Below are 24,270 nucleotides of genomic sequence, written 5' to 3'. Positions count from 1 at the left end.
AAGATTGCGCAATCGCGCCGATTGCGTATCATTCCAGGCTTGATCGCTCTGGAAACAACCATGCTGCCCACTATCGAACAACGCCTTGCCCTTGAACTTGCCGCCAAACCGGTGCAGGTTGCCGCCGCCATCGAACTGCTCGACGAAGGCGCCACCGTGCCCTTCATCGCCCGTTACCGCAAGGAAGCGACCGGCGGCCTCGACGATATCCAGCTGCGCCTGCTCGAAGAGCGCCTGCGCTACCTGCGCGAACTGGAAGAGCGGCGCGCCGCCATCGTGGCCTCGATCACGGAACAGAACAAGATGACGCCCGAGTTGCTCGATGCCGTCATGCATGCGGAAGACAAGACGCGCCTGGAAGATTTGTATCTGCCGTACAAGCAAAAGCGCCGCACGAAGGCGCAGATCGCCATCGAAGCGGGCTTGACGCCGCTGGCCGACGGTTTACTCGACAATCCGGAACTGACGCCGGAAATGGAAGCGGGCAAGTTCCTGCGCGAGGCGTTTACGAGTGCCGACGGCAACAACCCGGGCGTGCTTGACACCAAGGCGGCCCTCGACGGTGCGCGCCAGATTCTGATGGAGCGTTTCGCCGAAGACGCAACGTTGCTGCAAACCTTGCGCGAATACGTGCAAGAGCACGGCATCGTCGAATCGAAAGTGGTGGAAGGCAAGCAGGATGAAGGCGAAAAGTTCGCCGATTATTTCGACTACTCGGAAACCATTTCCACAGTGCCATCGCATCGCGCGCTGGCCTTGTTGCGCGGGCGCCGCGAAGGTATCCTCGACGTCACCCTGCGCCTGGACACGGAAGCGGAAAAACCGAAATGGGATGCGCCGCACAACCCGTGCGAAGGCCGCATCGCCGCCCGCTTCGGCATCAAGCAGCAGGGCCGCCCGGCCGACAAATGGCTGGCCGATACGGCGCGCTGGACCTGGCGCGTGAAAAGCTTCATGCACCTGGAAACGGAACTGATGGGCGCGCTGCGCGAACGCTCGGAACTGGACGCCATCAATGTCTTCGCCACCAATTTGAAAGCGTTGCTGCTGGCCGCGCCGGCCGGCCAGCGCGCCACCATGGGCCTCGATCCTGGCTTGCGCACGGGCGTCAAGGTGGCTGTCGTCGATGCCACCGGCAAGGTGGTCGACACGGCCGTGATCTACCCGCACCAGCCGAAGAACGACTGGGATGGTTCCTTGCACACCCTGGGCCGTCTTGCCGCCAAGCACAATGTGTCCCTGATTTCGATTGGCAACGGCACGGCCTCGCGCGAGACCGATAAACTGGCGCAGGATCTGATCAAGCAGCACCCGGAAGCGAAGATGACGAAGATCGTCGTCTCGGAAGCGGGCGCATCCGTGTATTCGGCGTCCGAATTCGCATCGAAAGAGTTGCCGGACATGGATGTGTCCTTGCGCGGCGCCGTGTCGATCGCGCGCCGCCTGCAAGACCCGCTGGCCGAGCTGGTCAAGATTGACCCGAAATCGATCGGCGTGGGCCAGTACCAGCATGATGTGAGCCAAAGCCAGCTGGCCCGCTCGCTCGATGCCGTGGTGGAAGATTGCGTGAACGCCGTCGGCGTGGACGTCAACACGGCCTCGGCGCCGCTGCTGGCACGCGTCTCCGGCCTGTCGGCCAGCGTGGCGCAAAGCATCGTCAGCTACCGCGACATGAAGGGCGCGTTCACCTCGCGCGCGGCCTTGAAAGCCGTGCCGCGCCTGGGCGATAAAACGTTCGAACAGGCGGCCGGCTTCTTGCGCGTGATGGGCGGCGAGAATCCGCTGGACGCCTCGGCCGTCCACCCGGAATCGTACCCGCTGGTGGAAAAGATTTTGGCCGACATCAAGAAGGATATCAAGGCCGTCATTGGCGAAACCGCCTTGCTGAAAACCCTCAGCCCGGCAAAATATGCGGATGAAACCTTCGGCGTGCCGACCATTTCCGACATCTTGAAGGAACTGGAAAAGCCGGGCCGCGATCCACGTCCGGAATTCACCACCGCCACCTTCAAGGAAGGCGTGGAAGAAATCCGCGACTTGCGCCCGGACATGATCCTCGAGGGCGTCGTCACCAACGTGGCCGCTTTTGGCGCCTTTGTCGATATCGGCGTGCACCAGGATGGCCTCGTGCACATCTCGGCCCTGTCGAACACGTTTGTGAAAGACCCGCACACGGTGGTGAAAGCGGGCCAGGTCGTGCGTGTAAAAGTGCTGGAAGTCGATGAAAAGCGCAAGCGCATCGCGCTGACCATGCGTTTGACGGACAGCGCGCCGCAAGCGGGCAGCAAGCCGGAGCAAAAGGGCGACCGCAACGACCGCCGCAGCATGGCGCAGCACCAGTCGCAGTCGCGCAACGCGCCCGAGCCGGCCGGCAGCATGGCCGCCGCGTTCGCCAAGCTGCGCGGTTAGGCAGCCGCCAGGCGCAGCGTGGAAGCTATCGTCATTGTGGCGGTGGAGGCCGCCAGCCTGGATGCGCAGTTGCTGCTCGATGAATTGTCGGACGTGCTGCTGCGCCTGAATGGCGACAGCGGCCGCACTTCCTTCGATGTCGAAGCGGCAACGCCGCGCGGCGGCTTTTACCTGGCCCGCGATGCGGCTGGAAACCTGCTGGGTTGCGCCGCCCTGCGGCCGCTGGGCGAGCCGGACAGTCCCACGGCAGAACTCAAACGCATGTATGCGCGTCCAGGCGCCGCTGGCGTGGGCGCGGCCCTGCTGGCCCATGTGGAGGCGCAGGCGCGCCGGCATGGCTACCAGGCCGTGCGCCTGTCCACCCGCGTGGCAAATAGCCGCGCCCTGGCGTTTTATGCCAAACACGGCTATGCACCCGTCGTTGCCTGGGGCAAATACGTGGGCGCAGCGCAATCGATCTGCCTGGGCAAGCAGTTATCAGTAGCAACGAGCCTTAACGTGGCTGACTTGTCCGATTTATGACTTGAGCGCATACCCGTGCCGTCGTTTTCTTATAAAATGACGGCATCTATTTACTTACCCATCAGAGGCAGCTATGAGCGACGTACAAACCTGGATCAAAGAAACCGTGACGAGCACGCCAGTCGTGCTGTTCATGAAGGGCACGGCCCAGTTCCCGCAGTGCGGCTTTTCCGGCCGCGCCATCCAGATCCTGAAAGCATGCGGCGTGGAAAACATCGCTACCGTCAACGTGCTGGATGACCCGGAAGTGCGCCAGGGCATCAAGGATTACTCGAACTGGCCTACCATCCCACAGTTGTATGTCAAGGGCGAGTTCATCGGTGGTTCCGATATCATGAATGAAATGTTTGAATCGGGTGAATTGAAGTCCCTGATCGATGCCTGATAGTCAACCGCGGCCGCGCCGTATCGTGGTGGCCATCACGGGCGCCACGGGCGCCGTGTATGGCTTGCGGCTGCTGCAATTGCTGGTCGCCATCCCTGGCGTCGAGACGCATCTGGTCTTGTCGGATGCCGCCATATTGACACTGCACCAGGAAACGGGCGTAGGACGCAAGGAAATCGAAGCGCAGGCGCACGTGGTGCACAAGCTGCGCGACATCGGCGCGAGTATCGCCAGCGGCTCGTTTCAATCGGATGGCATGGTCGTCGCGCCGTGCTCGATGAAGACGCTGGCGGCCGTGGCGCATGGCTTGTCGGACAATTTGATTACGCGGGCAGCCGATGTGGTGCTCAAGGAGCGCCGCCGCCTGATCCTGATGGTACGCGAAACGCCGTTCAACCTGGCGCACCTGCGCAATATGACAGCCGTGACCGAAATGGGCGGCATCATCTTCCCGCCACTCCCCAGCTTTTATCACCACCCGCACAGCATCGCGGAGATGGTCGACCATACGGTGGCGCGCGTCATCGACCTGCTCGGCATCGAGCACGGCCTGGCACCGAGGTGGAGTGGTCTTAAGTCCACTGGCGACACCTCCACCCTCTAGTTGACGTCACGATTTAGTTGGCGTCACGATGCCTGACAAAAACGTAGCGAGCGGCAGTGATTTGTGGCCGAGAAGCGCAACCGTGCTCTAGCACGGTGAGCATCGCCGGCCGCAAAGCGCGACGCGCAGTAGCTTAGCTCAGGCATCCACCACTAGCGTTTTTCGAACTGAACTGCACTAGCCTGCTTCAAATCCCTGGCTTCTTCAACCATCCTGCGGTGGGCGATCCGTTTGCGCATCACTTCCGCATGTTGCGCGGCAGTCATGGGGGGCACGGTCATCAAGTCCTTCAGCTGCGCGGTATTGCTGTAGTTACTTTTCATAAGACGGCTCAAATGCTCGGCTCCGTAGTGGATGAACTGGCTACTTCTGATGTGATTATGCGCTGGTATTGGCCGCTGCGCCGCTGCGTACGGGATTATTGTCAAATAATTCCGCTGCAGCGCAACATGCGAGATCTTATTGTGCGGCAAAATCATGTCTCCAGTATGACGCTGCGCAAATAAAAGGACAGGAGGAGCACCGTCAGCGAAAGGCGGACGGTGCCGGCCGGGGATGGCCTGAATGCTTACTTTTGGTAGTTGACTCTGACCAGCATGCGAATAAATTCTCGCGCGATTTGACGATGATGTTCATCTAATCTTTGCAAATCGGCAATTAATTTCACATCGGCAGACTCAAAACGCGATAAAGCGCTGCCCGCTTCGCCATTCGGCGTGGCGCTTTCCGGGCCGCCAAAACGCAACCATTCCGCCGGAACGCCCAACCATTGGGCAATCATGCGCAATTTTTCTTGCGTGGGAATTGCTTCACCTACTAACCATTTCCTAGCTGCATGCACGGTAATCGGGCGTCCGTCGAAACGGATGTTGAATTCCCGGGCCAGTCTGGTCGGGCTGTCTGGAGAGTAATGGGCGTTTTTGAGAGCCAACTGAAGTCGCTGGCTGAAGCTTTCGCGTTCGTTAGAAGAATTCATAGGTGTACTATTTCATGTTGTAACATGAAAGTCAGTTTCTTGAATGACCATACAGATTGTTACATTTGAAAATAGTATCAATTAACAATTAACACTCCGGCCAGGTTTTTCGGGTAAAAATATGGCCGAATTTTCTCTTGTGATTCTGTGTGGCTCCGGTTCAAATTCGCGGTTAGCCTTGATTTTCGCACTGCAGCACGATTCAAAGCCTCGGTTTGGCATTACAACGTACGGTATCGGATAATGCCCCCTTTACCGATACGCGCAATGGCCATATCATACAATTTCTTGTAGACAAAGTTTTCAGAAGGGCCATTCTATTTCCAATATAGAAATAATCTAAACAAGCTGCTCATAGTGAAATGTTGTTTTTTGATCGTGCCTATTGGAAAGAATCTGCGCTCAAAAATTTTACTGGCATCGCAGCGAAAAGAATGTCGCCGTTATGCCAGGAAAGCTCTTTTTGGTGTCATCTTGGCCACCAACTCTCGATCTTAAGCGTGTTTGCGCAAGAAGAATCAATTTATTTTCAGCAACTGTTGTCTTATTCGCCAAATTGCCTGTCCACACCCTCTTTTTTCTTTGTTGCAGCACGGACAGGGCACGCTACAATAGTATTGACGTTGACGTTGCCACCCGCCTGCCTCGCAGCACCCCATCTATTAACCGATCACCCATGCAACCGACACCGCCCGCAGCAATGACGACCTATACCATTACCGAACTGGCGCGGGAATTCGACATCACGGCGCGCGCCATCCGTTTCTATGAAGACCAGGGCTTGCTCAGCCCGAAACGTGAAGGCGCCGGTGGGCGCAGCCGCGTCTACACGCCGCGCGACCGCACCCGCCTCAAACTGACCCTGCGTGGCAAGCGCCTGGGCCTGGCGCTATCGGAGATCAAGAGCCTGGTCGACATGTACGAGTCGCCAAAGGACACGCGCGCGCAAATGGACCGTTTCCTGGGCGTGCTGGCGCAGCACCGGCAGACGCTGGAGCAGCAGCGCATCGATATCGAAATGGCGCTGGCGGAAATCAGCGCGCATGAAGACGCTTGCGCGCACATGCTGGCGGATTTGAACATGGACAAGGCGCCAACAAACTGAGTGGCCATGCGGCAGACGCTGGCCGCACGCGCATCGCTTTACACGCTTCACTTTACGCGCTTCACTTTACGTTTACGTAAACGTCACAACTGAGTATCATAGCTTCACTGACCGGTATCCATGACCGCCACACTTATAACGACGACGAGGACGACATGCTCCATCTCCCAGGCTTGACCTTTGATCACGGCGACGACATCGCCTCGCTGCGCGAAGCAATCCAACAATTTGCCGCCGCCGAAATCGCGCCGCGGGCGGCCGAAATCGACCGCACCGACCAGTTCCCCATGGACCTGTGGCGCAAGATGGGCGACATGGGCTTGCTCGGCATCACCGTCAGCGAAGAATACGGCGGCGCCGGCATGGGTTACCTGGCGCACATCATCGCCATGGAAGAAATCTCGCGCGCCTCGGCCTCCGTCGGCCTGTCCTACGGCGCCCACTCGAACCTGTGCGTCAACCAGATCAAGCGCAACGGCACGGCCGAGCAAAAGGCGAAGTACCTGCCGAAACTGATCACGGGCGAGCACATCGGCGCCCTGGCCATGTCGGAACCGAACGCGGGCTCGGACGTCGTCAGCATGAAGCTGCGCGCCGACTTCAAGGGCGACCGCTGGGTCTTGAACGGCACCAAGATGTGGATCACCAATGGTCCCGATGCGGACGTGCTGGTGGTGTACGCGAAAAACGACCTGGAAGCGGGCTCGCGCGGCATGACGGCTTTCCTGGTCGAAAAGAATTTCAAGGGCTTTTCCATCGCGCAAAAGCTCGACAAGCTGGGCATGCGCGGCTCGCACACGGGCGAACTGGTGTTCCAGGATTGCGAAGTGCCGGCCGAAAACGTGCTGGGCGGCCTGGGCAAGGGCGTCAATGTGCTGATGTCGGGCCTCGATTTCGAGCGCACCGTGCTGTCCGGCGGCCCGCTGGGCATCATGCAGGCCTGCATGGACCTGGTCGTGCCTTACGTGCATGATCGCAAGCAATTCGGCCAGGCCATCGGCGAATTCCAATTGATGCAAGGCAAACTGGCCGATATGTATTCGACCATGATGGCGTGCAAGGCCTATGTGTATGCCGTGGGCCAGGCTTGCGACCGCGCCACCACGCCGGAAGCCGTGCGCCAGTTGCGCAAGGATGCGGCCGGTGCCATTCTGTATAGTGCGGAGAAGGCGACCTGGATGGCAGGCGAAGCGATCCAGGCCCTGGGCGGCAACGGCTACATCAACGAGTATCCGGCCGGCCGCCTGTGGCGCGATGCCAAGCTGTACGAAATCGGCGCCGGGACCAGCGAAATCCGCCGCATGCTGATAGGCCGCGAACTGTTTGCGGAAACCAAGTAAGCACGGGCGCGCGGCAATCGACTGGGTGATGAGCCATTCATGCGAGCACAGATATGACGCAAATTGCCTTCCCAAAATTGCTTTCTTCCCAGATTGCATTCGATATCGCGCGCACCATCCGCGACGGCTTCGACAAGCATTACCGTCTGTTCCGCGCCACGAGCCAGCAAGCCAAGCAGTATTTCGAGCAAGGAGCCTGGGCCGCGGCGCAGACGGCGGCCCACGAACGCATCGACTTTTATGACAAGCGCGTGCAGGAATGCGTGCAAATGCTCGAAGATGAGTACGAAGAGTCGGAGTTGAGCGACGAAGTGTGGCGCGAACTCAAGCTGCACTACATCGGCATGCTGACGGAACACAAGCAGCCGGAACTGGCGGAAACCTTCTTCAATTCCGTCTGCTGCAATATCCTGCACCGCACGTATTTCAATAACGACTATATTTTCGTGCGTCCCGTCGTCTCCACGGAATACATCGACACGCAAGATCCGGTACCCACCTACCGCGTGTATTACCCCGGCAACGATGGCTTGCGCCACACCCTGATGCGCATGCTGAGGAACTTCCAGCTGGACTGCGCATTTGCCAACCTGGAGCGTGACGTGGCCCAGGTGGAAGCGCGCCTGCAGCAGCTGTTCGGCGGCGACAGGCTGGAGCCGAACCACCAGATTCAGGTCCTGACCAGTTTGTTCTACCGTAACAAGGGCGCTTACCTGGTCGGCAAGGGCATCAACGGCAACCGCGAATACCCGTTTGTCGTGCCGATCCTGCACAACCGTCACGGCAAGCTGGTGCTCGACACGGTGCTGTTCGAGCATCAGCAGATTGCCGTGCTGTTTTCATTTACGCGTGCGTATTTCCTGGTAGATATGGAAGTGCCGTCGGCCTATGTGCAATTCCTGCGCAGCTTGCTGCCGCGCAAACCGCGCAGCGAAATCTATACGATACTGGGCTTGCAAAAACAGGGCAAGACGCTGTTTTACCGCGACTACCTGCAGCATCTGAAGCACTCGTCGGACCACTTTGAAAGCGCGCCCGGCATCCGTGGCCTGGTGATGCTGGTGTTTGCCCTGCCATCATTTCCCTATGTCTTCAAGGTGATCAAGGATTTTTTTCCGCCTCCCAAGGAAACCACGCGCGCGCAAGTCCAGCAAAAGTATTTGCTGGTGAAACACCATGACCGCGTGGGCCGCATGGCCGACACGCTCGAATACTCCAACGTGGCCTTTCCCCGTGCCCGTTTTGCCGAAGAACTGCTGGCCGAGCTGAAGCAGTTCGCCCCCTCGTTGGTCGAAGAAGACCAGGAACAGATCATCATCCGCCACCTGTACATCGAGCGGCGCATGGTGCCGCTGAACATGTGGTTGAGCAATGCCGAGAAAGAAGGCCGCGATGACCTGGTCGAACACGGCATCGTCGAGTACGGCAACGCCATCAAGGAGCTGGTCGCGGCGAATATTTTCCCCGGTGACATGCTGTATAAAAACTTTGGCGTAACGCGGCATCAACGTGTCGTTTTTTACGATTACGATGAAATCGAGTACATCACCGATTGCCAGTTCCGCGTCATTCCCCAGGCGCGCACGGAGGAGGAGGAAATGTCGGCCGAACCGTGGTATCCCATCGGCAAGCACGATGTATTTCCCGAACAATTCGGCACCTTCCTGCTGGGCAATCCCCGCATCCGCAAGTATTTCATGCAGCACCATGCCGACCTGCTGACGGCGCAGTATTGGCAGGCGCGCAAGCAGCGCATCGAAGACGGCCATATCGAGGACGTCTTCCCGTATCCGCAGCACCTGCGTTTTTGTAAGCAAGCACCTTCCCACCCCCAACCGGAGATCCAACATGCATGATCCAGTCGTAATCGTCGGTGCCGCGCGCACCCCCATGGGCGCCTTCCAGGGCGATTTTGCCAACGTCACCGCCAGCGACCTTGGCGCCGTAGCCATCCGCGCCGCCGTCGAACGGGCCGGCGTGGCGCCGGACGCCGTCGAACACGTGTTTTTCGGCAATTGCCTGATGGCCGGCCAGGGCCAGGCGCCCGCGCGCCAAGCCTTGCGCAAGGCAGGCTTGCCGGACTCCACCGGCGCCGTAACGCTGTCGAAAATGTGTGGCTCGGCCATGCAGACGACCATGTTCGCGCATGACACCTTGCTCGCCGGCAGCGCCGACGTGGTGGTGGCGGGCGGCATGGAATCGATGACCAACGCCCCCTACCTGGTACCGAAGGCGCGCGGCGGCTACCGCATCGGCCACGGCATGATCTATGACCACATGATGATGGATGGCCTGGAAGATGCCTACAGCCGCGATGAAAAGGGCAATGCCCGCTCGATGGGCACGTTTGCCGAAGAGTGCGCCAGCCAGTACAGCTTCACACGCGAAGCGCAGGACGCGTTTGCCATCGAATCGGTGAAACGTGCGCAAGCAGCCACCAAGGATGGCAGTTTCGAATGGGAAATCGTGCCCGTCACCGTTTCCGGCCGCAGCGGCGACACCATCGTCAGCATCGATGAAGGCCCGCAAAAGGCCCGCCTGGAAAAAATCCCGACCTTGAAAGCGGCGTTCAAGAAGGACGGCACCATCACGGCCGCCTCGTCTTCGTCGATCAACGATGGCGCGGCAGCCCTCGTGCTGATGCGCGAATCGACGGCGAAAAAACTCGGTTGCACCGTCATCGCGAAAATCCACGGCCACGCCACGCACGCGCAGGCACCGAACGAGTTCACCACGGCCCCCATCGGCGCCATCAAGAAGCTGTACGCCAAAACGGGCTGGAGCAGCAGCAAGGTGGACTTGTTCGAGATCAATGAAGCATTCGCCGCCGTGCCGATGGCCGCCATGCACGACCTCGATATTCCGCACAGCAAGATCAACATCCACGGCGGCGCGTGCGCGCTGGGCCACCCGATCGGCGCCTCGGGCGCGCGCATCATCGTCACCCTGCTGGGCGCCTTGAAAAAGACCGGCGGCAGGCGCGGCGTGGCAGCCCTGTGCATCGGCGGCGGCGAAGCGACAGCGATGGCGATTGAACTGGTATAAGCTGCACTGTTGACGACAGGCGCGCGGCATGGACACGTTCGCTGCGCGCCTTTTCATTGGATTACCCAAGGAGAACAACACATGCCTACCGCATTGATCATCGGCGCCTCGCGCGGCATCGGCCACGAAATCGTCCGTCAATACCGCCACGATGGCTGGCGGGTGATCGCCACGGCGCGCACACCAGACGCTTGCGATGCCCTCCGACAACTGGGCGCGGAAGCGCATCAGCTCGACGTGACGGATGTGGACGGCTGTGCCGGCCTGGGCTGGAAGCTCGACGATGAAAAGCTCGACGTGGCCATCCTCAACGCGGGCGTGTATGGCCCCCGTCACGACGGTTCCCCCGCGCAAGAAGATTTCGATGCCGTCATGCACACGAATGTGCTGGCAGCCATGCGGCTGCTGCCGATATTGGCGCCGCTGGTGGTGTATGCAAAAGGGAAACTCGCCGTGCTGTCCTCGCACATGGGCTCCTTGAGCGAACGGGGCAACCCCAGCGGTTCGCTGTACCGCGCCAGCAAGGCCGCCTTGAATTCCGTGCTGATCGACACGGCCCTCGTGCATGGCCCGCAAGGCGTCAGCTGCGTCGCCTTCCACCCGGGCTGGGTACGCACGGACATGGGCGGCGCTGGCGCCGACATTTCACCAGAGGAAAGCGCCGCCGGCATCCGCGCCACCCTGGCCAGCCTGCCGGCCACGGACAAGGCCGTGTTCCGCAACTACGATGGCAAGCCCATAGCCTGGTAACTCCCGCATCCACTATAAAAATATACGAGACGACGTCCCATGATACTTAATGAAGAACAATCGATGATCCAGGAAGCGCTGCGCAGTTTTTCGCGCGAGCGCCTGGCGCCCAATGCGGCCCGCTGGGACAAGGAACATCATTTCCCCAAGGAAGAATTGCAGGAACTGGCCGCGCTGGGCGCCTTTGGCGTGGCCGTGCCGGAAGCGCTGGGCGGCGCCGGCCTCGACTACGTGTCGCTGGCCCTGGTGCTGGAAGAAATCGCTGCCGGCGATGGCGGCACCTCGACCATCATTTCCGTGAATAATTGCCCCGTGTGCAGCATCGCCATGATGTACGCGAATGACGCACAGAAGGAACAGTGGCTGCGTCCGCTGGCGCAAGGCGCCATGCTGGGCGCATTTTGCCTGACGGAACCGCACACGGGCAGCGACGCCTCGGCCCTGCGCACGACGGCCACCCGCGACGGCAATGCGTACATCATCAACGGCACCAAGCAGTTCATTACCAGCGGCAAGTATGCGGATGTGGCCATCGTCATGGCCGTCACCGACAAGGCAGCCGGCAAGCGCGGCATCAGCGCCTTCTGGGTGCCGACGAACACGCCAGGCTACATCGTGGCGGGACTGGAACAGAAGATGGGCCAGCACTCGTCGGACACGGCACAAATCCTGTTCGAGAATTGCCGCATCCCGGCGGAAAATCTGATTGGCGAAGAAGGTCAAGGCTACAAGATCGCCCTGTCCGGCCTGGAAGGCGGACGCATCGGCATCGCTTCGCAAGCCGTGGGCATGGCGCGCGCCGCGTACGAAGCGGCCTTGAACTATGCGCGCGAACGCGAAAGTTTCGGTAAACCCATCTATGAACACCAGGCCGTGCAATTCCGTCTGGCCGACATGGCCACGCAGATCGAAGCGGCGCGGCAACTGATACGCCACGCGGCAGCCATGAAAGATGCGGGCCTGCCCTGCCTGAAGGAAGCGGCCATGGCCAAGCTGTTTGCGTCGGAAATGGCGGAAAAAGTGTGCTCGGACGCCATCCAGGTGCACGGCGGCTATGGCTATGTGTCCGACTTCCCCGTCGAACGCATCTACCGCGACGTGCGCGTGTGCCAGATTTATGAGGGCACCAGCGATATTCAGAAGATTTTGATTGCGCGGGCTTTGTAAACCCAAGGCAAAGGCTGGGGTCAGACCCCCACATGCGTTAGCGTGGAGCTTTGCGTTAGCGGTGTTGAGGGTCTGACCCCATACGCCAACAATAGACGAAAAAAAGCCCGCTCAACGCGGGCTTGTTCCAATGTATTACCAATGCTTTAATCGTGTCATGGACGCCAGTGCTATCTGCAAAGTGCCTCCTGATTTTCGGACTCCCATGCTATCTGCATGGTGACTCCAAGGTGTAGCGACCATCGTATCCGGAATTACAAAATCCATTCTTCGCACTGTCACGCCATCGACATTACACCTGTCGGTCGCCGCGCTGAAACTGGATGGTGAGATAATTTGCTGCCAAATCTCAATCACTGAACGGAGTATAGCACAGCTTTTTGTGCGGTGCAATAAGGAATTGAAGCCATACTTTAAATCAAGTCCTTAGCGCCAGCGGCTTCTCTTCTTCGCCGCCACGGGCCACTCTTTCGTATTCGGAAATAACTTGCGCGCCCAGCAGCAGCAAGGTAGCGCCGATTTCCAGGCTGAACATGACGACGATGGCCGTCGTCATCGAGCCATACACGACGTTGACCTGCGACAAGGTGGAAAAATACCAGACCAGCACATGGCGGGCGATTTCCCACAGCAGGGCCGCCGTCACGCCGCCGATCAGCGCATGCGTGATCGACAGGCGCCCCACGGGCATGACCAGGTAAATCGAGCTGAGCACGAGAATTTCGCCCGCCAGCCCCAGCAAATACAGCAGCACGCCGGACACGCCTTCCAGGCCCCAGTCGTGGCGCAAAAAGCGCACGCTTTCCTCGCCCATCACCTGCAGGCCTCCCGCTACCAGGGTAATGAGCAGGATGCCCGCGCCCAGGCACAGGATGTAGCAGTACGGCAGCACCGCGGAAATGAGGAAATGGCGGCGGCGGATGGCCACGCGGTGAATGAAAATCACGCTCATGGCGTTTTCCAGCACGGTAAACGCCAGCGAGCTGAAAAACAGCATGGTCAGCAGCAGCAGCCAGCCGATCACGCCCCTGTTGTTGAGGAAATGCGCCACTTCGGCCACGATGGCTTTCGATTGCCCCGGCACCAGCCATTCCAGGTAATGGCCGATGGTCCGCAACAGCTCGTCTTCTGGGATCACGTGCGACAGGGCCACCACCACCAGCATCAGCAAGGGCACGATGGACAGCAGAGAGTAATACGCGACGGCACCCGCCAGCAACAAGCCCTGGTTGGCGCGGAAACCCTTCAGCACCTGCAGCACGAAGGCCAGCGGGTGGCTGAGGATGTAGGTACTGGCGTGGCGGTTGATCATGTCGGGGGCGGTGAAGAAGGCGGCGCGGCCTCGTGCCACGCCTGCAATCACACTAGCATACTGACAATCGCCCTGCTGCACCGTGCGCTAGCAGACGCCGGGCTCCAGCAAGGTCAAGGTTTGCCGGTCCGCATTCAAGGTCGCCAATATTCCCATCGGTAGCGTGAACTGGTGGCGGATGTGGCCAAACGAATAGCCGCTGACAGCTGGCACCTTCAATGGCTGCAGATGCTGGTCCAGGGTAGCATTCAGGGTCAGCGCCGTGTCGCCCTCGGCCGCCTCGCAATGCTCGAAGACGCCCAGCATCAGCGCCGCCGCCTTGTTGAACCCCACGGACAGGTCGAGCTGGCACAACATCCTGTCGATGCGGTAGGGCACTTCATTGATTTCTTCGAGGAAAAGGATGTGCTCGCGGAAATCAGCCGCATACGGCGTGCCGGCCAGTGCGCTGACCATGCACAGGTTGCCGCCCGTCAAGCGTCCCGTCGCCTGGCCGCCGTGCACGGTGCGGATGGCGAAGTTGGGCTGCGTCTGTGCGCGGCGATGGTTGTCTTGCGCCATCGGGATCGTATAGCTGTCTTGTGGCGTCATCAGCACGTTTTGCAGCTGCGTCACCGTGTAGTCGGACAAGGTCGACGACGCCACGGGGCCGTGGAAAGTCACCAGGCCCGCCTGGCGACCGATGGCCAGGTGCAGGGCCGTGATGTCGGAGTAGCCGAGCACAATCTTCGGGTTGACGCGGATCAAGGCGTAGTCGATCAGCGCCAGCAGCGAAATGCAGCCTGAGCCGCCCCGTATGGCCCAGATCGCCTTGACTTCGGTGTCGCGGAACGCCGCATGCAGGTCGTCGAGGCGTTGCTGCACCGTGCCCGCATAGTTGCCGTGCACGGCGTGGATGTTGGCGCCCAGCACGGCGCGCAGGCCCAGCGATTCGACATTGCGCACGGCCTTGGCGATGGCGTCTTCATCGGTAAAACCGCCCGGTGCGACGATGGCGACCAGGTCGCCCTGGCGCAGGCGCGCCGGTTTGATCAATGCGTGTTGCTGTTGCATGCGTTTGCCCTTCCCTTGCGCGGCCGCCGCCCACGCCGGTGTGCCTGCCGCCCCCAGAGTGGCGGCCAGCAAACCGCCGAAGCGGCGCCGGCTGAGATTGGTCTGACTGGACATGCGGCCCTTTCCTGGAATAAAAACGGCGACGCCAGGCGCCGCCGCACGAGGTTAGCATGCCGGCGGGATCGCCGCCGGCATGGCTGCCTTACAGGAACTTGTACTTCAGCTGGAACGACAGCGAACGGCCGCGCGGGTCGGCCACGCGCGGATCCCAGCCGGCGCCCACCACTTCATCCACGTTGTGCGCGGTGAACGGTGGATCGCGGTCGAACAGGTTCTGGATGCCCACGGTGATGGTGGTATTTTTGAAGCCCGTGTACGTGCCCGACAAGTTATACGTGGTGTAGCTGGACACGTCCGGCTTGAAGCCCGGTGGCGGCGCCCCCTTGCCATTATTCGGTACCTGGTCCTTGTAGCCGGAAGCAAAACTCTGGATCAGCAAGCCGCTCCAGTCGCCGCGCGAGACGCCGAAACTGGCATTGTGTTTCCAGCGCAGGTACAGGTCACGCGTGTAGAAATTGCCGACCAGCTCCTTGTATTCTTGCCCCTTGTACTCGGCAAATTTGAAGCTGTCCATATACGTGCCGTCCAGGGTCGCCGTCCATTTCGCGTCCTTGACCTTGCCTTCGCCGCGCAAGCTCACGTCCAGGCCGCGCACGCGGCTGCCGCCCGCATTGAACCAGCCCGCTTGCACGTAATCGATGGTGCCATCGGATTTGCGGAAAATATACTGGTTCAGCGCCTGGTAATTGGCCAGCACGACTTGCGGCGTGCGTTTCAGGAGCTGGTCCTGGGTATTGATGGCCCAGTAATCGAACGAGGCGGAGTAGCCTTTCACCGGCTCGATGACGATGCCGACGCTGCCCTGCTTCGACGTCTCCGGCTTCAGGTTCAGATTGCCGCCCGTCGTGTAGCTGAGACGATCGATGCTGCAATATTCCTTCACGCCGGGATGCTTGATACAGCCTTCCGGATCTTTCACACCATTCGGCAATTCCTGCGTCAATACACCTGAATAGAGCTGGTCGAAACTCGGTGCCAGGAAGCCCTTGCTGGCCGACGCGCGGAACAGGACGAAGTCGGCCGGCTGGTAACGCAAGGCAATCTTCGGATTCGTGGTGGCGCCCACCTGGCTGTAATCGTCACGACGCACGGCCAGCTGCATTTCCAGGTCTTTCATGATGGGTACCAGCAACTCGGCATACACGGCCTTGACGTTGCGGCTGACATCCTTCAATGCGGCATTTCCTGGCGCCAACAGAATCAAGTTGGCATCGACATCCTGTCCGAAACTGTAGCCCTCGCGGCGCAAGTCAAAGCCAGCCGCCATGGCCAGCGCACCGGCCGGCAGCTGGAACAGCTCACCGGAAACGGCGCCATCGATCTGGGTCAGGGTCGTCTTGCCATGCTGGAAGGCGCCACGGAACTTGGTCGACTCGATCAATTGTTTGGCCGCTTCCGTCTGGCTCTGGCCCGCGCCCACCCACGGATTGATGATCCCTGTCCCCAGGGCCGCGTACAACTTGTCCGTGTAGGAGTAGCCATCCGTCAGCTTGGTCTTGGTGGTGCTCTGTGCGTAGGAAACGCCGGTCTTGTAATCCCACTTGCCGAAGTTGCCTTCAAAACCCAGCAGTACGCGGGCGTTATCGGTGGTGTTTTCCTGGGTGCGGTTGCCCACGTCATTCGCGCGCCATTTGTAGGCAATCGGCTTGGTCTTGTCGAAAGACGGGATGTAGGCCGACAGATCCTGGTAATACGCGCCGCCCACCGGGTACACGGCCTTGTTGGCAATGCTGGTCTGCACCTGCATCGGCGTCAAAATCGCCGTGGCCTTGGTGCGCGAACCGAGCGCTTCAACAAACATGCGGTGGTCGGGCGCCAGCTTGAACGTGCCGCGCGACAGGAAATTGGCCCGCTCAACAGGGAATTGCAGCACATAGTCGGCGCCATAGTCGTACGCGCACGAATACTTGGTGCGCAGCGGCGAGGTCACGTCTTTCCACAATTCCGTCTGGTATTGCGACATGCCGGCGACGCTGTCGCACTTGCCCTGGAAGCTCAGCGGATTGGCTTGCAGGTATTGATTCGGATCGCCAGGCAGCTGGAACGCGGTGCCCAATGCCGTGTTGGCGCCCGCCATCTGGTTGGCAAACGGCGTGCCCGTGGTGTCCGGCGACAGGCCCCGGCCCGGCTGGTAGCCATTGACGAAGGAGCGGTCGCTGCCGTTCAGGCGCTGCGCCTTGTCGACGGTCAGGCTGGCCATGAGGTTGTAGCCGTCCTCTTCCAGCGAGCCCGTGCCGGCCAGGATGGAGGCGCGGCGCGTGGCGCCGCCGCCTGCCTGTGTGTCGTTGGTGGAGACGGACGCTTCCACGCCGCTGTAATTGGTTTTCAGAATGAAATTGATCACGCCGCCGATGGCGTCCGTGCCGTAGATGGCCGAAGCGCCATCCTTGAGGATTTCCACGCAAGAGATTGCACCCAGCGGAATGGAGTTCAAGTCGACGGCGCGGCCACTGGCGCCATGCGTGGCCACGCGGCGGCCATTCAGCAGCACCAGGGTTGCGCCCGGTCCCAGCCCGCGCAGCGAGGCGAACGAGGCGCCGCCAGCCAGGCGGTCCGCATCGGCGCCAAAGACGTTATTGCCCGAAGTCATGTTCTCAGCACCCGTGCCATTCGCCGACAGCGTACGCACCAGTTGCTCGGCCGTCGTGATGCCCTGCTTTTCCATCTGCTCAAAGCTGATGACTTGCACCGGCAACGCGCCTTCCTTGGCCACTCGCTTGATGCTGCTGCCCGTCACTTCGACCCGTTGCATCGATGGCGCCGCCGCTTCCTGTGCCATTACCGGCCCCACTACCCCCATCAATGCCACCAACTGCGCTAGCTTCTTCAATTTCACAGGTCTTCTCCTTGTTGGGCAATCGAAACTTGAGTTATCAAGTCAGGCTGTTAGATATGTCGCAACGTCTGTCTCGCAGTACATTTTTTTATGACATTTGCGCATGACTTTATTTGTTTTCATTTTCAGAGTAGCGCGATGCATCCGCGGCCAGCCAATGAAAAATGCTTTCCTAACCATAACTTTTTGGAATGAATGCCTTTTTCAACTGCGTGCTCACTTGCCTGCGGGGCTAGCCCTGGTTTTATCCACGTCCAGATAGCGCCAGGACGTGAATTCCACGGGGTGGCGCCTGTAGTTTTTTAGCCACGGTTGCTGCAGGTCGGCAGAGATGGGATGCGTCAGCAGCACCCACGGCGTGTAGGCGTGGATCAGCTGAGACAGGTCGAAGTACAGACTGCGTCGGCGCGGCGTATCGGATAGCAGGCGCGCCTCCTCATAGCGTTTATTGTAATCGGGCAAATTGAAGCGGGCATAGTTGGCGCGGCCGATGTTGCCACCGTACAACAATTGCATAAAGTTATCGCCATCGGGAAAGTCGGCGATCCAGTTGGTCTCGAACATTTGCACCTTGCCCAGACGCGACGCCTTGATGATTTCCGTCTTCTTGTCGCTTTTAAATGCCACGCGCAGGCCGATGGCGTTCAGGTTGCGGCGCCACAATTCATCGCGCAGGCGCCCCACCGTACTCGGCTCCGTGTGCATGGTCAGGATCAAGGGCGTGCCGTCCGGCTGCGTGCGGAAACCATCGGCACCCACCTTATAGCCGAAGCGGTCCAGCAGGGCGCGCGCCAGCACGGGATCGTAGCCGACGGGGCTGCGGTAGTGCTTGTCGTAACCGAGCACATTGGGCGGCAGCGGCGACTGCGCCGGCAAGGCCAGACCCTTCTTCAACAGCGCGATGTCTTCGCGGCTGTTGTAGCTGAGGGCGATGGCGCGCCGCAGAGCCAGCTTGTCCTTGCTCGTGCCACCCAGCACCGGATCGTCCATGTTCATCCACATGTAATATGTCTGCAGCACTGGAAAGCGCGTCAGTTGCAGCCCCTTGGCGGCCAGCGCCGGTTTCAGCGCGCCGTTTTCCAGCACCATGTCCGTCATCGATTCGGGCACTTGCTCCAGATAATCGAATTCGCCTTTCAGAAAACCCAGCATGCGCGATTGATATTCCTCAACGATGCGCACCTCGATACGCTCGACCAGTGGCAAGCGCTGGCCTTCCAGCGCAGCGGCGATGGCGCGCGCGTCGACCGGCAAGGCGGCCAGCGCCTTGGCTTCCGTATGAAACACGGTAGGACGGAAAGTCGGATTGGCTTGCAGTACGATCTTGTCGCTGCGTTTCCACTCCTTCACCAGGAACGGCCCCGTGCCCACAGGGTGATTGCCGATCTGCCCCGGCGCCGGGTACGCTTCGGCCACTTCGCGCGCCACCACACCGGTGGCCGGCATGGCCAGGTAAAACAGGAAGTTCGGGTCGACGCCATTCAGGCGGATGCGCAAGGTGTATTTGTCCAGTGCCTGCAGGCCGGCGATCGGCGTGTCGTAGCTGAATTTAGCTTTCAGGGCCGCATCGCCCACCAGCTTGTCTTCTAGCAAGAACAGCCACGGCGACTTCAGGCTGGGGTCATACAGCCGCGTCAGGCTGTAGACATAATCCTGCGCCGTCACCTCGCGCGGCTTGCCCTTGAAGGCGGGATCGGGTGTAAAGAAAATGCTGGGCTGCAAGTGAAAAATATACGTGCGTCCACCATCTTCCACGGTCGGCAAGCCGCGCGCCGTATTGCCTTGCAGTTGCACGGGACGCGCCAGGTAATCATAGCGCAGCAAGGGGTCAAAAATGTTTTCCATCAAGTTCAAGCTGGCCAGATCCGACGCCACGGCCGGGTCCAGGCCCGTCTCGCTGGTGCTGAGAAACAGGTGCAGTATCTTGCCCGCCCGGCCCGCCACGGCATCGGTGGCGGCGTGGGCCGGTACGGTGAAAAGCGTCAACAGGGCCAGGCCGGCGGCGCAGGCGGTTTTGCGTAAAAACATCATCAATGATCCAGTGCAGACGAGGTAACGAACAGCGATAAGCGACAGGCATCCCCCACACTACGCGGGCAAGCTACGGGGCGCCAATGAAAACAGGCTGCCAGCTTATAACTTTTTGGCATGCGATTGCTGCATTCTTTCATCAACTCGTATCGGGCTGCCCCTATACTTTGTTTGCAAACATTTTTCACTCCCGACACACAGAACTGATCGCATATGGCACTTAATTACATCTGGTCCGGCTTTTTCCTCGTAGGCTTCCTGGCCGCAGTGCTGCAGTGGCTGTTTCTCGGCGATACCGATATCTTCAAGCGCATCATCGATGGCACGTTCGAAACGGCACGCATGGGCGTGATGGATATCGCCCTGCCGCTGGCTGGCGTGATGACCTTGTGGCTCGGCATCATGAACATCGGCGAAAAAGCGGGCATCGTCGGCTGGCTGGCGAAAGTCATCGCGCCCTTCTTTTCACGCATTTTCCCGGAAATTCCCAAGGACCATCCGGCGACCGGCCACATGGTAATGAATTTCTCGGCCAACCTGCTGGGCCTGGACAATGCGGCCACGCCGTTCGGTTTAAAAGCCATGGAAAGCCTGCAAACCTTGAACCCGAACAAGGAAGAGGCGACGAATGCGCAAATCATGTTTTTGGTGCTGCACACCTCGGGCCTGACCCTGATTCCGCTGGCCATCATGGCGCAGCGCTCCATCCTCGGCGCGGCCGACCCATCCGACATCTTCATCCCCTGCATGATCGCCACCTATGTCGCCACCGTGGTCGGTATCATCACGGTATCCATCAAGCAACGCATCAACTTGCTCAACCGGGTTGTGCTGGGCTGGATGGGCGGCATGACGAGCGCCATCGTGGCCATGATCTGGTACTTCACGCAATACCTGACAAAACAGGAAATCGAGCTGGTCTCCAAAGTGGTCAGCAACCTGGTATTGATCAGCGTCATCGCCATCTTCATCATCGGCGCCCTGCGCAAGAAGGTGAACGTGTATGACGCCTTCATCGAGGGAGCGAAAGGCGGCATCCAAACATCCATTACCGTGATTCCCTACTTGGTCGGCATGCTGGTAGCCATCAGCGTAATCCGCAACGCGGGCGTATTCAATTTCCTGATGAGCGGCATGAACTGGTTCTTTGCCAACCTGGGCATCAATACGGACTTCGTGCCCGCCTTGCCGACCGCCATGATGAAGCCGCTCAGCGGTTCCGGCTCGAAAGCCATGATGATCGACGCCATGAATACCTACGGCGTCGATTCCTTCGTCGGCCGCCTGGCCTGCGTCTTCCAAGGCTCGGCCGACACCACCTTCTATATCGTGGCCCTGTACTTCGGTTCCGTCGGCATCCGCAAGACGCGTTATGCGATTACGGCCGGCCTCATCGCCGATCTGGCTGGCGTGATCACGGCCGTCTTTGTCGCCTACGTCTTTTTCCACTAAGGAGCACCATGTTACGTCCTGTCCTGATGGCTGCGCTTTTGGCTGGTCTTGGCCTGTCGAATGCCCAGGCGCAATTGCCCGAATCCGTCAGCCTGCTGCTGCGCAGCGCGAATATTCCCGAAGACGCCATGGGCGCCATCGTCTTGCGCGGCAACACCACCGTGCTGTCGCATGGCGCCGAACGCAGCATGCAGCCCGCTTCCACCATGAAACTGGTGACGACGGCCGTGGGCCTGGAGCAACTGGGTCCCATCTTCCGCGGCCGCACGGAGTTGCGCACCAGCGCCGACGTCATCAATGGCGTGCTGAAGGGCGACTTGATCCTGCGCGGCGGCGCCGATACGGATTTCAACGCGGACGTGCTGGCACACATGCTGCAAACCCTGCGCAACCAGGGCATCGTCAAAATCAAGGGCGACCTGATCCTCGACCGCCAGCTGTTCCACCCCGCACGGCTGGACATCAATGCGCTGCCGTTCGACGAGTCGGCCGAGTTCCGCTACAACGTCATCCCCGATGCCTTATTGCTCAACACCAATTTGCTCGATATCAACATGAACTCGACGGACCGGCAATTGAGCATCCTCATGCAGCCGCCGCTCGAGAATGTCAGCATCACCAGCGACATGAAGCTGATCAAGGGCAGCTGCGCCCGGTGGGAAGATGGCTGGCGCCCGCCCGAATACCGGCGCGATGCGAGCGACAAGCTGCAGGTGATACTCCACGGCACCTTCCCGCAAAATTGCAACAGGGCTACCAGTATCAATGTGCTCGATCGCAACGATTATGCGGACCGCTTATTCCGTGCGACCTGGAAACGCCTGGGTGGCACGATCACAGGCACGGTGCGCGAAGCGCCGTTTACGGGCTTGCCGCCGACGGCCGAACCGGTCGGCACGCGCATGTTGGCCGACCACGTGGCGCGCGCCTTGCCGGAGGTGCTGCGCGATATCAACAAGACGTCCGACAACACCCTGGCCCGCACCTTATTCCTGAGCCTGGGCAGCTTGCAAAGCGATGGCTGGCTGGGCAGCCGCCCCGTTGCCATGGCGGCGCCGGAAGACACGGCCAATCGGGCGCGTCTAGTTATCCAGGAATGGTTCCAGCGGCACAATATCGACACCCAGGGCATGCTGGTCGACAACGGTTCCGGCTTATCGCGGACGGGACGCATTGCGCCGGCGCAAATGGCCGGCATGCTGCAAGCCATGCAGCAAAGTCCGTGGGCGCCCGAGTTCCAGTCCAGCCTGCCCATCGCCGCGCTGGACGGCACCATGCGCAAGCGCCTGCTGAATAGCCCTGCCGCCACGCGGGCCCGCATCAAGACGGGAACCTTGAAAAATGTGGTGGCCATCGCCGGCTATGTGCCCGATGCCAACAATCAACTGTGCGTGGTGGTTGCCATGATCAATAGCGACCTGGTGGGCAACGGCAATGGCCGCGCCGCTGTCGATGCGCTGATCGAGTGGGTGGCCAGGAGCGGCGCCACGCCGGTGGTGGCTGGCCAATAAGGCCGGTGCAGCGGCCTAGTTTCGCGGCGTGCGTGCTGCGCTGGCAAAAGCCAGGCGCAGCACGTAGGCGGCAGCGGCGCTGATCAGCAAGACGGTCACCAGCGACGCTTCCACGCCGAAGGCCCCGCCAGTCAGCATGGCATTGCCTGCCAGTTCGCCGCGCAGCAAACCGCCTGTATCCGCATGGCCGGACACCGTCGATGAGAACACCTGGCCGACGCAGTAATTCCAGCCGACATGCGTGCCGATGCACACCCACAAGCGGCGCGTCTGCATGTACAGCGCCGCCTGCAGCACGCCATACGCCACAAGCCCTGCAATTGCCAGCAAGGAAAAGCCCGCATTGGGCAAATGGGCCAGGCTGAACACCAGCGATGAAATCCCGATGGCGGCCTTGCTGCCCAGCGCACGTGCGGTCACGCCAAAGAGCACACCACGAAACATCATCTCCTCGGCCATGCCGACCAGCACCAGTTCGGCCAGCGGGAACAGCAACAAGACGCTCAAGGCATGGACGCCGCTAAACTGATATACGCCCAGCGCAGCGAGCACAACAAAGGTGAGGGCGACCAGTCCGGCGCCGAGCAGCAATCCACGTCCCAGTTCACGCGCCATGCCCGGCATCGCCAGTTCCACCGGTTGACGCTTTTCGATGTGGCGCACATAGAAACGGTAGCCGCACCATACCAGTACTGCCGCCAGCAGTTGCGGCCACAAGATGCGGTAAGACTTCTCCACCAACTGGGAAGCGATGATCATGATCAGCGGCACCGGGGCAAACGTCAGCACCATGCCCAGCACAATCTGCACCAGAGGATAGGCCATCAGGCGAGCCAGGGGGGATTTTTTGCTTGCCATGCTCAGGGTGTTGTCCATCATCGCTTTCCTCGTGGGTTGTCAGGGAGTGGCTGCTACTTTCTTGCTTGCATCGCGGATGCGCTCGCCGAATGGCCGCTGTTCCAGCATCGTGATGGCTTGCGCCAGGCATGTTGATAAAGGAAATGCCAGTTCCGCATCCAGGCTGTCAGCGGCGCACTTGGTCGCTTGCCAGCACATCTGCAGATGGGGCAGCAGCGCCTCGCCCTGGCTGCTCAGGCGTACCACACGCTGCCGGCCATCCTCGCCACCGGCAGCCACCAGCAGCAAGCCCTCCTTTTTCATCAGTGCCACCGTTTGTGTGACGGCCGGCTGCGTGATGCCGGCCAGCTCGGCCAACTGGCCGATGGTCGCGCTCTGCTGTTGTGCCAGCACCCGCATCACTGGCGTGTAGCGCGGCCGGTAATCGAGGCCCGCGGCCGCATAGGCTTGCTGGACCGCGCCATCAAGCAGTTCGATCAGGTGCCGTAGTTGTGTTCCGAGTCCTTGTTTCATGTAGCAATAGTAGCAGAATTTATATAAGTGCTTATATAGATATGGTGAGTTGTTGCATTTTGCGCACGATGGACCTGGTGGGTGCCTGAAAACGGGAGGGGAGCGGCAAGGAATCAGCAGACGAAAAAAAACCCCACCATTGCTGGCGGGGTTTCTCTCTACTGCGAATAACAAGCCTGACGATAACCTACTTTCACACTGGTTGCAGCACTATCATCGGCGCAAAGTTGTTTCACGGTCCTGTTCGGGATGGGAAGGGGTGGGACCAACTTGCTATGGTC

General features: G+C 60.1%; 20 protein-coding genes and 1 rRNA gene. 12 read left to right on the top strand and 9 right to left on the bottom strand.

The window, feature by feature from the left end; translation table 11 throughout:
- The first annotated feature begins 60 nt into the window (after nt 1-60).
- The 4 genes from ACQ4WP_RS17215 (at nt 61) to ACQ4WP_RS17200 (ending at nt 3,920) form a co-directional block, all read left to right on the top strand.
- The gene (locus ACQ4WP_RS17215) at nt 61-2,409 is read left to right on the top strand and encodes a Tex family protein (RefSeq protein ID WP_436522694.1); all 2,349 of its coding nucleotides are present in this window, start codon (nt 61-63) and stop codon (nt 2,407-2,409) included.
- A gap of 18 nt (nt 2,410-2,427) precedes the next feature.
- Nucleotides 2,428-2,931, top strand: a complete 504-nt coding sequence (locus tag ACQ4WP_RS17210) for a GNAT family N-acetyltransferase (protein WP_436522692.1) — start codon at nt 2,428-2,430, stop codon at nt 2,929-2,931.
- Between the two features lie 73 nt (nt 2,932-3,004).
- Nucleotides 3,005-3,316: a Grx4 family monothiol glutaredoxin gene (gene grxD, locus ACQ4WP_RS17205; protein WP_116742780.1), complete on the top strand. Its 312-nt coding sequence runs from the start codon at nt 3,005-3,007 to the stop codon at nt 3,314-3,316.
- The gene (locus ACQ4WP_RS17200) at nt 3,309-3,920 is read left to right on the top strand and encodes a UbiX family flavin prenyltransferase (RefSeq protein WP_436522690.1); all 612 of its coding nucleotides are present in this window, start codon (nt 3,309-3,311) and stop codon (nt 3,918-3,920) included. The genes grxD and ACQ4WP_RS17200 overlap by 8 nt, the downstream gene beginning before the upstream one ends.
- Before the next feature lie 152 nt (nt 3,921-4,072).
- On the opposite strand, the gene ACQ4WP_RS17195 is transcribed toward ACQ4WP_RS17200, so the two are convergent.
- Nucleotides 4,073-4,399 carry a hypothetical protein gene (locus tag ACQ4WP_RS17195; RefSeq protein ID WP_102123441.1) on the bottom strand — a complete coding sequence of 109 codons (327 nt, stop codon included), beginning with the start codon at nt 4,397-4,399 and terminating at the stop codon, nt 4,073-4,075.
- Between the two features lie 89 nt (nt 4,400-4,488).
- Nucleotides 4,489-4,896: a hypothetical protein gene (locus ACQ4WP_RS17190; RefSeq protein ID WP_034753756.1), complete on the bottom strand. Its 408-nt coding sequence runs from the start codon at nt 4,894-4,896 to the stop codon at nt 4,489-4,491.
- 700 nt (nt 4,897-5,596) lie between these two features.
- On the opposite strand from ACQ4WP_RS17190, the gene ACQ4WP_RS17185 reads away from it, so the two are divergent.
- From ACQ4WP_RS17185 to ACQ4WP_RS17160, 6 genes are all read left to right on the top strand, one after another.
- Entirely contained in the window at nt 5,597-6,001 is a 405-nt protein-coding gene (locus ACQ4WP_RS17185; RefSeq protein WP_436522866.1) for a MerR family transcriptional regulator, read from the top strand.
- Nucleotides 6,002-6,156: 155 nt separating this feature from the next.
- Nucleotides 6,157-7,341, top strand: coding sequence for an isovaleryl-CoA dehydrogenase (locus tag ACQ4WP_RS17180; protein ID WP_436522688.1), 1,185 nt, complete (start codon nt 6,157-6,159; stop codon nt 7,339-7,341).
- 53 nt (nt 7,342-7,394) lie between these two features.
- A complete protein-coding gene (gene aceK, locus ACQ4WP_RS17175) occupies nt 7,395-9,197 on the top strand; it encodes a bifunctional isocitrate dehydrogenase kinase/phosphatase (RefSeq protein WP_436522686.1) in 1,803 nt (600 codons plus the stop codon).
- Complete coding sequence (locus tag ACQ4WP_RS17170; protein ID WP_436522684.1) at nt 9,190-10,386, top strand: acetyl-CoA C-acyltransferase; 1,197 nt, start codon at nt 9,190-9,192, stop codon at nt 10,384-10,386. Before aceK ends, ACQ4WP_RS17170 begins: the two co-directional genes overlap by 8 nt.
- Before the next feature lie 81 nt (nt 10,387-10,467).
- Nucleotides 10,468-11,136 (top strand): SDR family oxidoreductase, encoded by a 669-nt coding sequence (locus ACQ4WP_RS17165; protein ID WP_436522682.1) that lies wholly within the window; start codon nt 10,468-10,470, stop codon nt 11,134-11,136.
- A 39-nt stretch (nt 11,137-11,175) separates the two neighbouring features.
- Nucleotides 11,176-12,303 carry an acyl-CoA dehydrogenase family protein gene (locus ACQ4WP_RS17160; protein ID WP_436522680.1) on the top strand — a complete coding sequence of 376 codons (1,128 nt, stop codon included), beginning with the start codon at nt 11,176-11,178 and terminating at the stop codon, nt 12,301-12,303.
- A gap of 418 nt (nt 12,304-12,721) precedes the next feature.
- Here the strand turns inward: ACQ4WP_RS17160 and ACQ4WP_RS17155 are convergent, their stop codons facing one another.
- The 4 genes from ACQ4WP_RS17155 to ACQ4WP_RS17140 all read right to left on the bottom strand — a co-directional run bounded on the left by ACQ4WP_RS17155 (nt 12,722) and on the right by ACQ4WP_RS17140 (nt 19,652).
- Nucleotides 12,722-13,615 carry a YihY/virulence factor BrkB family protein gene (locus tag ACQ4WP_RS17155; RefSeq protein WP_436522864.1) on the bottom strand — a complete coding sequence of 298 codons (894 nt, stop codon included), beginning with the start codon at nt 13,613-13,615 and terminating at the stop codon, nt 12,722-12,724.
- A gap of 87 nt (nt 13,616-13,702) precedes the next feature.
- Nucleotides 13,703-14,782 carry a S66 peptidase family protein gene (locus tag ACQ4WP_RS17150; RefSeq protein WP_436522678.1) on the bottom strand — a complete coding sequence of 360 codons (1,080 nt, stop codon included), beginning with the start codon at nt 14,780-14,782 and terminating at the stop codon, nt 13,703-13,705.
- Nucleotides 14,783-14,870: 88 nt separating this feature from the next.
- Nucleotides 14,871-17,624 carry a TonB-dependent receptor gene (locus ACQ4WP_RS17145; RefSeq protein ID WP_436522676.1) on the bottom strand — a complete coding sequence of 918 codons (2,754 nt, stop codon included), beginning with the start codon at nt 17,622-17,624 and terminating at the stop codon, nt 14,871-14,873.
- Between the two features lie 216 nt (nt 17,625-17,840).
- Nucleotides 17,841-19,652 (bottom strand): ABC transporter substrate-binding protein, encoded by a 1,812-nt coding sequence (locus ACQ4WP_RS17140; protein ID WP_436522862.1) that lies wholly within the window; start codon nt 19,650-19,652, stop codon nt 17,841-17,843.
- A gap of 216 nt (nt 19,653-19,868) precedes the next feature.
- Here ACQ4WP_RS17140 and ACQ4WP_RS17135 point away from each other — a divergent pair, with 216 nt between their 5' ends.
- Entirely contained in the window at nt 19,869-21,107 is a 1,239-nt protein-coding gene (locus ACQ4WP_RS17135) for a nucleoside recognition domain-containing protein (RefSeq protein ID WP_035823177.1), read from the top strand.
- Between the two features lie 8 nt (nt 21,108-21,115).
- On the top strand, nt 21,116-22,618 hold the full coding sequence (gene dacB / locus ACQ4WP_RS17130) for a D-alanyl-D-alanine carboxypeptidase/D-alanyl-D-alanine endopeptidase (RefSeq protein WP_436522674.1): 1,503 nt from the start codon (nt 21,116-21,118) through the stop codon (nt 22,616-22,618).
- Between the two features lie 15 nt (nt 22,619-22,633).
- Here the strand turns inward: dacB and ACQ4WP_RS17125 are convergent, their stop codons facing one another.
- The 3 genes from ACQ4WP_RS17125 to rrf all read right to left on the bottom strand — a co-directional run.
- Entirely contained in the window at nt 22,634-23,497 is an 864-nt protein-coding gene (locus tag ACQ4WP_RS17125) for a CPBP family intramembrane glutamic endopeptidase (RefSeq protein WP_436522672.1), read from the bottom strand.
- A gap of 18 nt (nt 23,498-23,515) precedes the next feature.
- Nucleotides 23,516-23,989, bottom strand: coding sequence for a MarR family winged helix-turn-helix transcriptional regulator (locus ACQ4WP_RS17120; protein ID WP_436522670.1), 474 nt, complete (start codon nt 23,987-23,989; stop codon nt 23,516-23,518).
- A gap of 174 nt (nt 23,990-24,163) precedes the next feature.
- Nucleotides 24,164-24,270: ribosomal RNA gene (gene rrf, locus ACQ4WP_RS17115) — 5S ribosomal RNA — on the bottom strand; the annotation flags it as partial.

The sequence above is a fragment of the Janthinobacterium lyxosi genome (genome assembly GCF_051380665.1).
Classification (GTDB): Bacteria; Pseudomonadota; Gammaproteobacteria; order Burkholderiales; family Burkholderiaceae_D; genus Janthinobacterium.
Note: the sequence above shows the minus strand (reverse complement) of the source record. Positions and strands in the feature narration are given on the sequence as shown.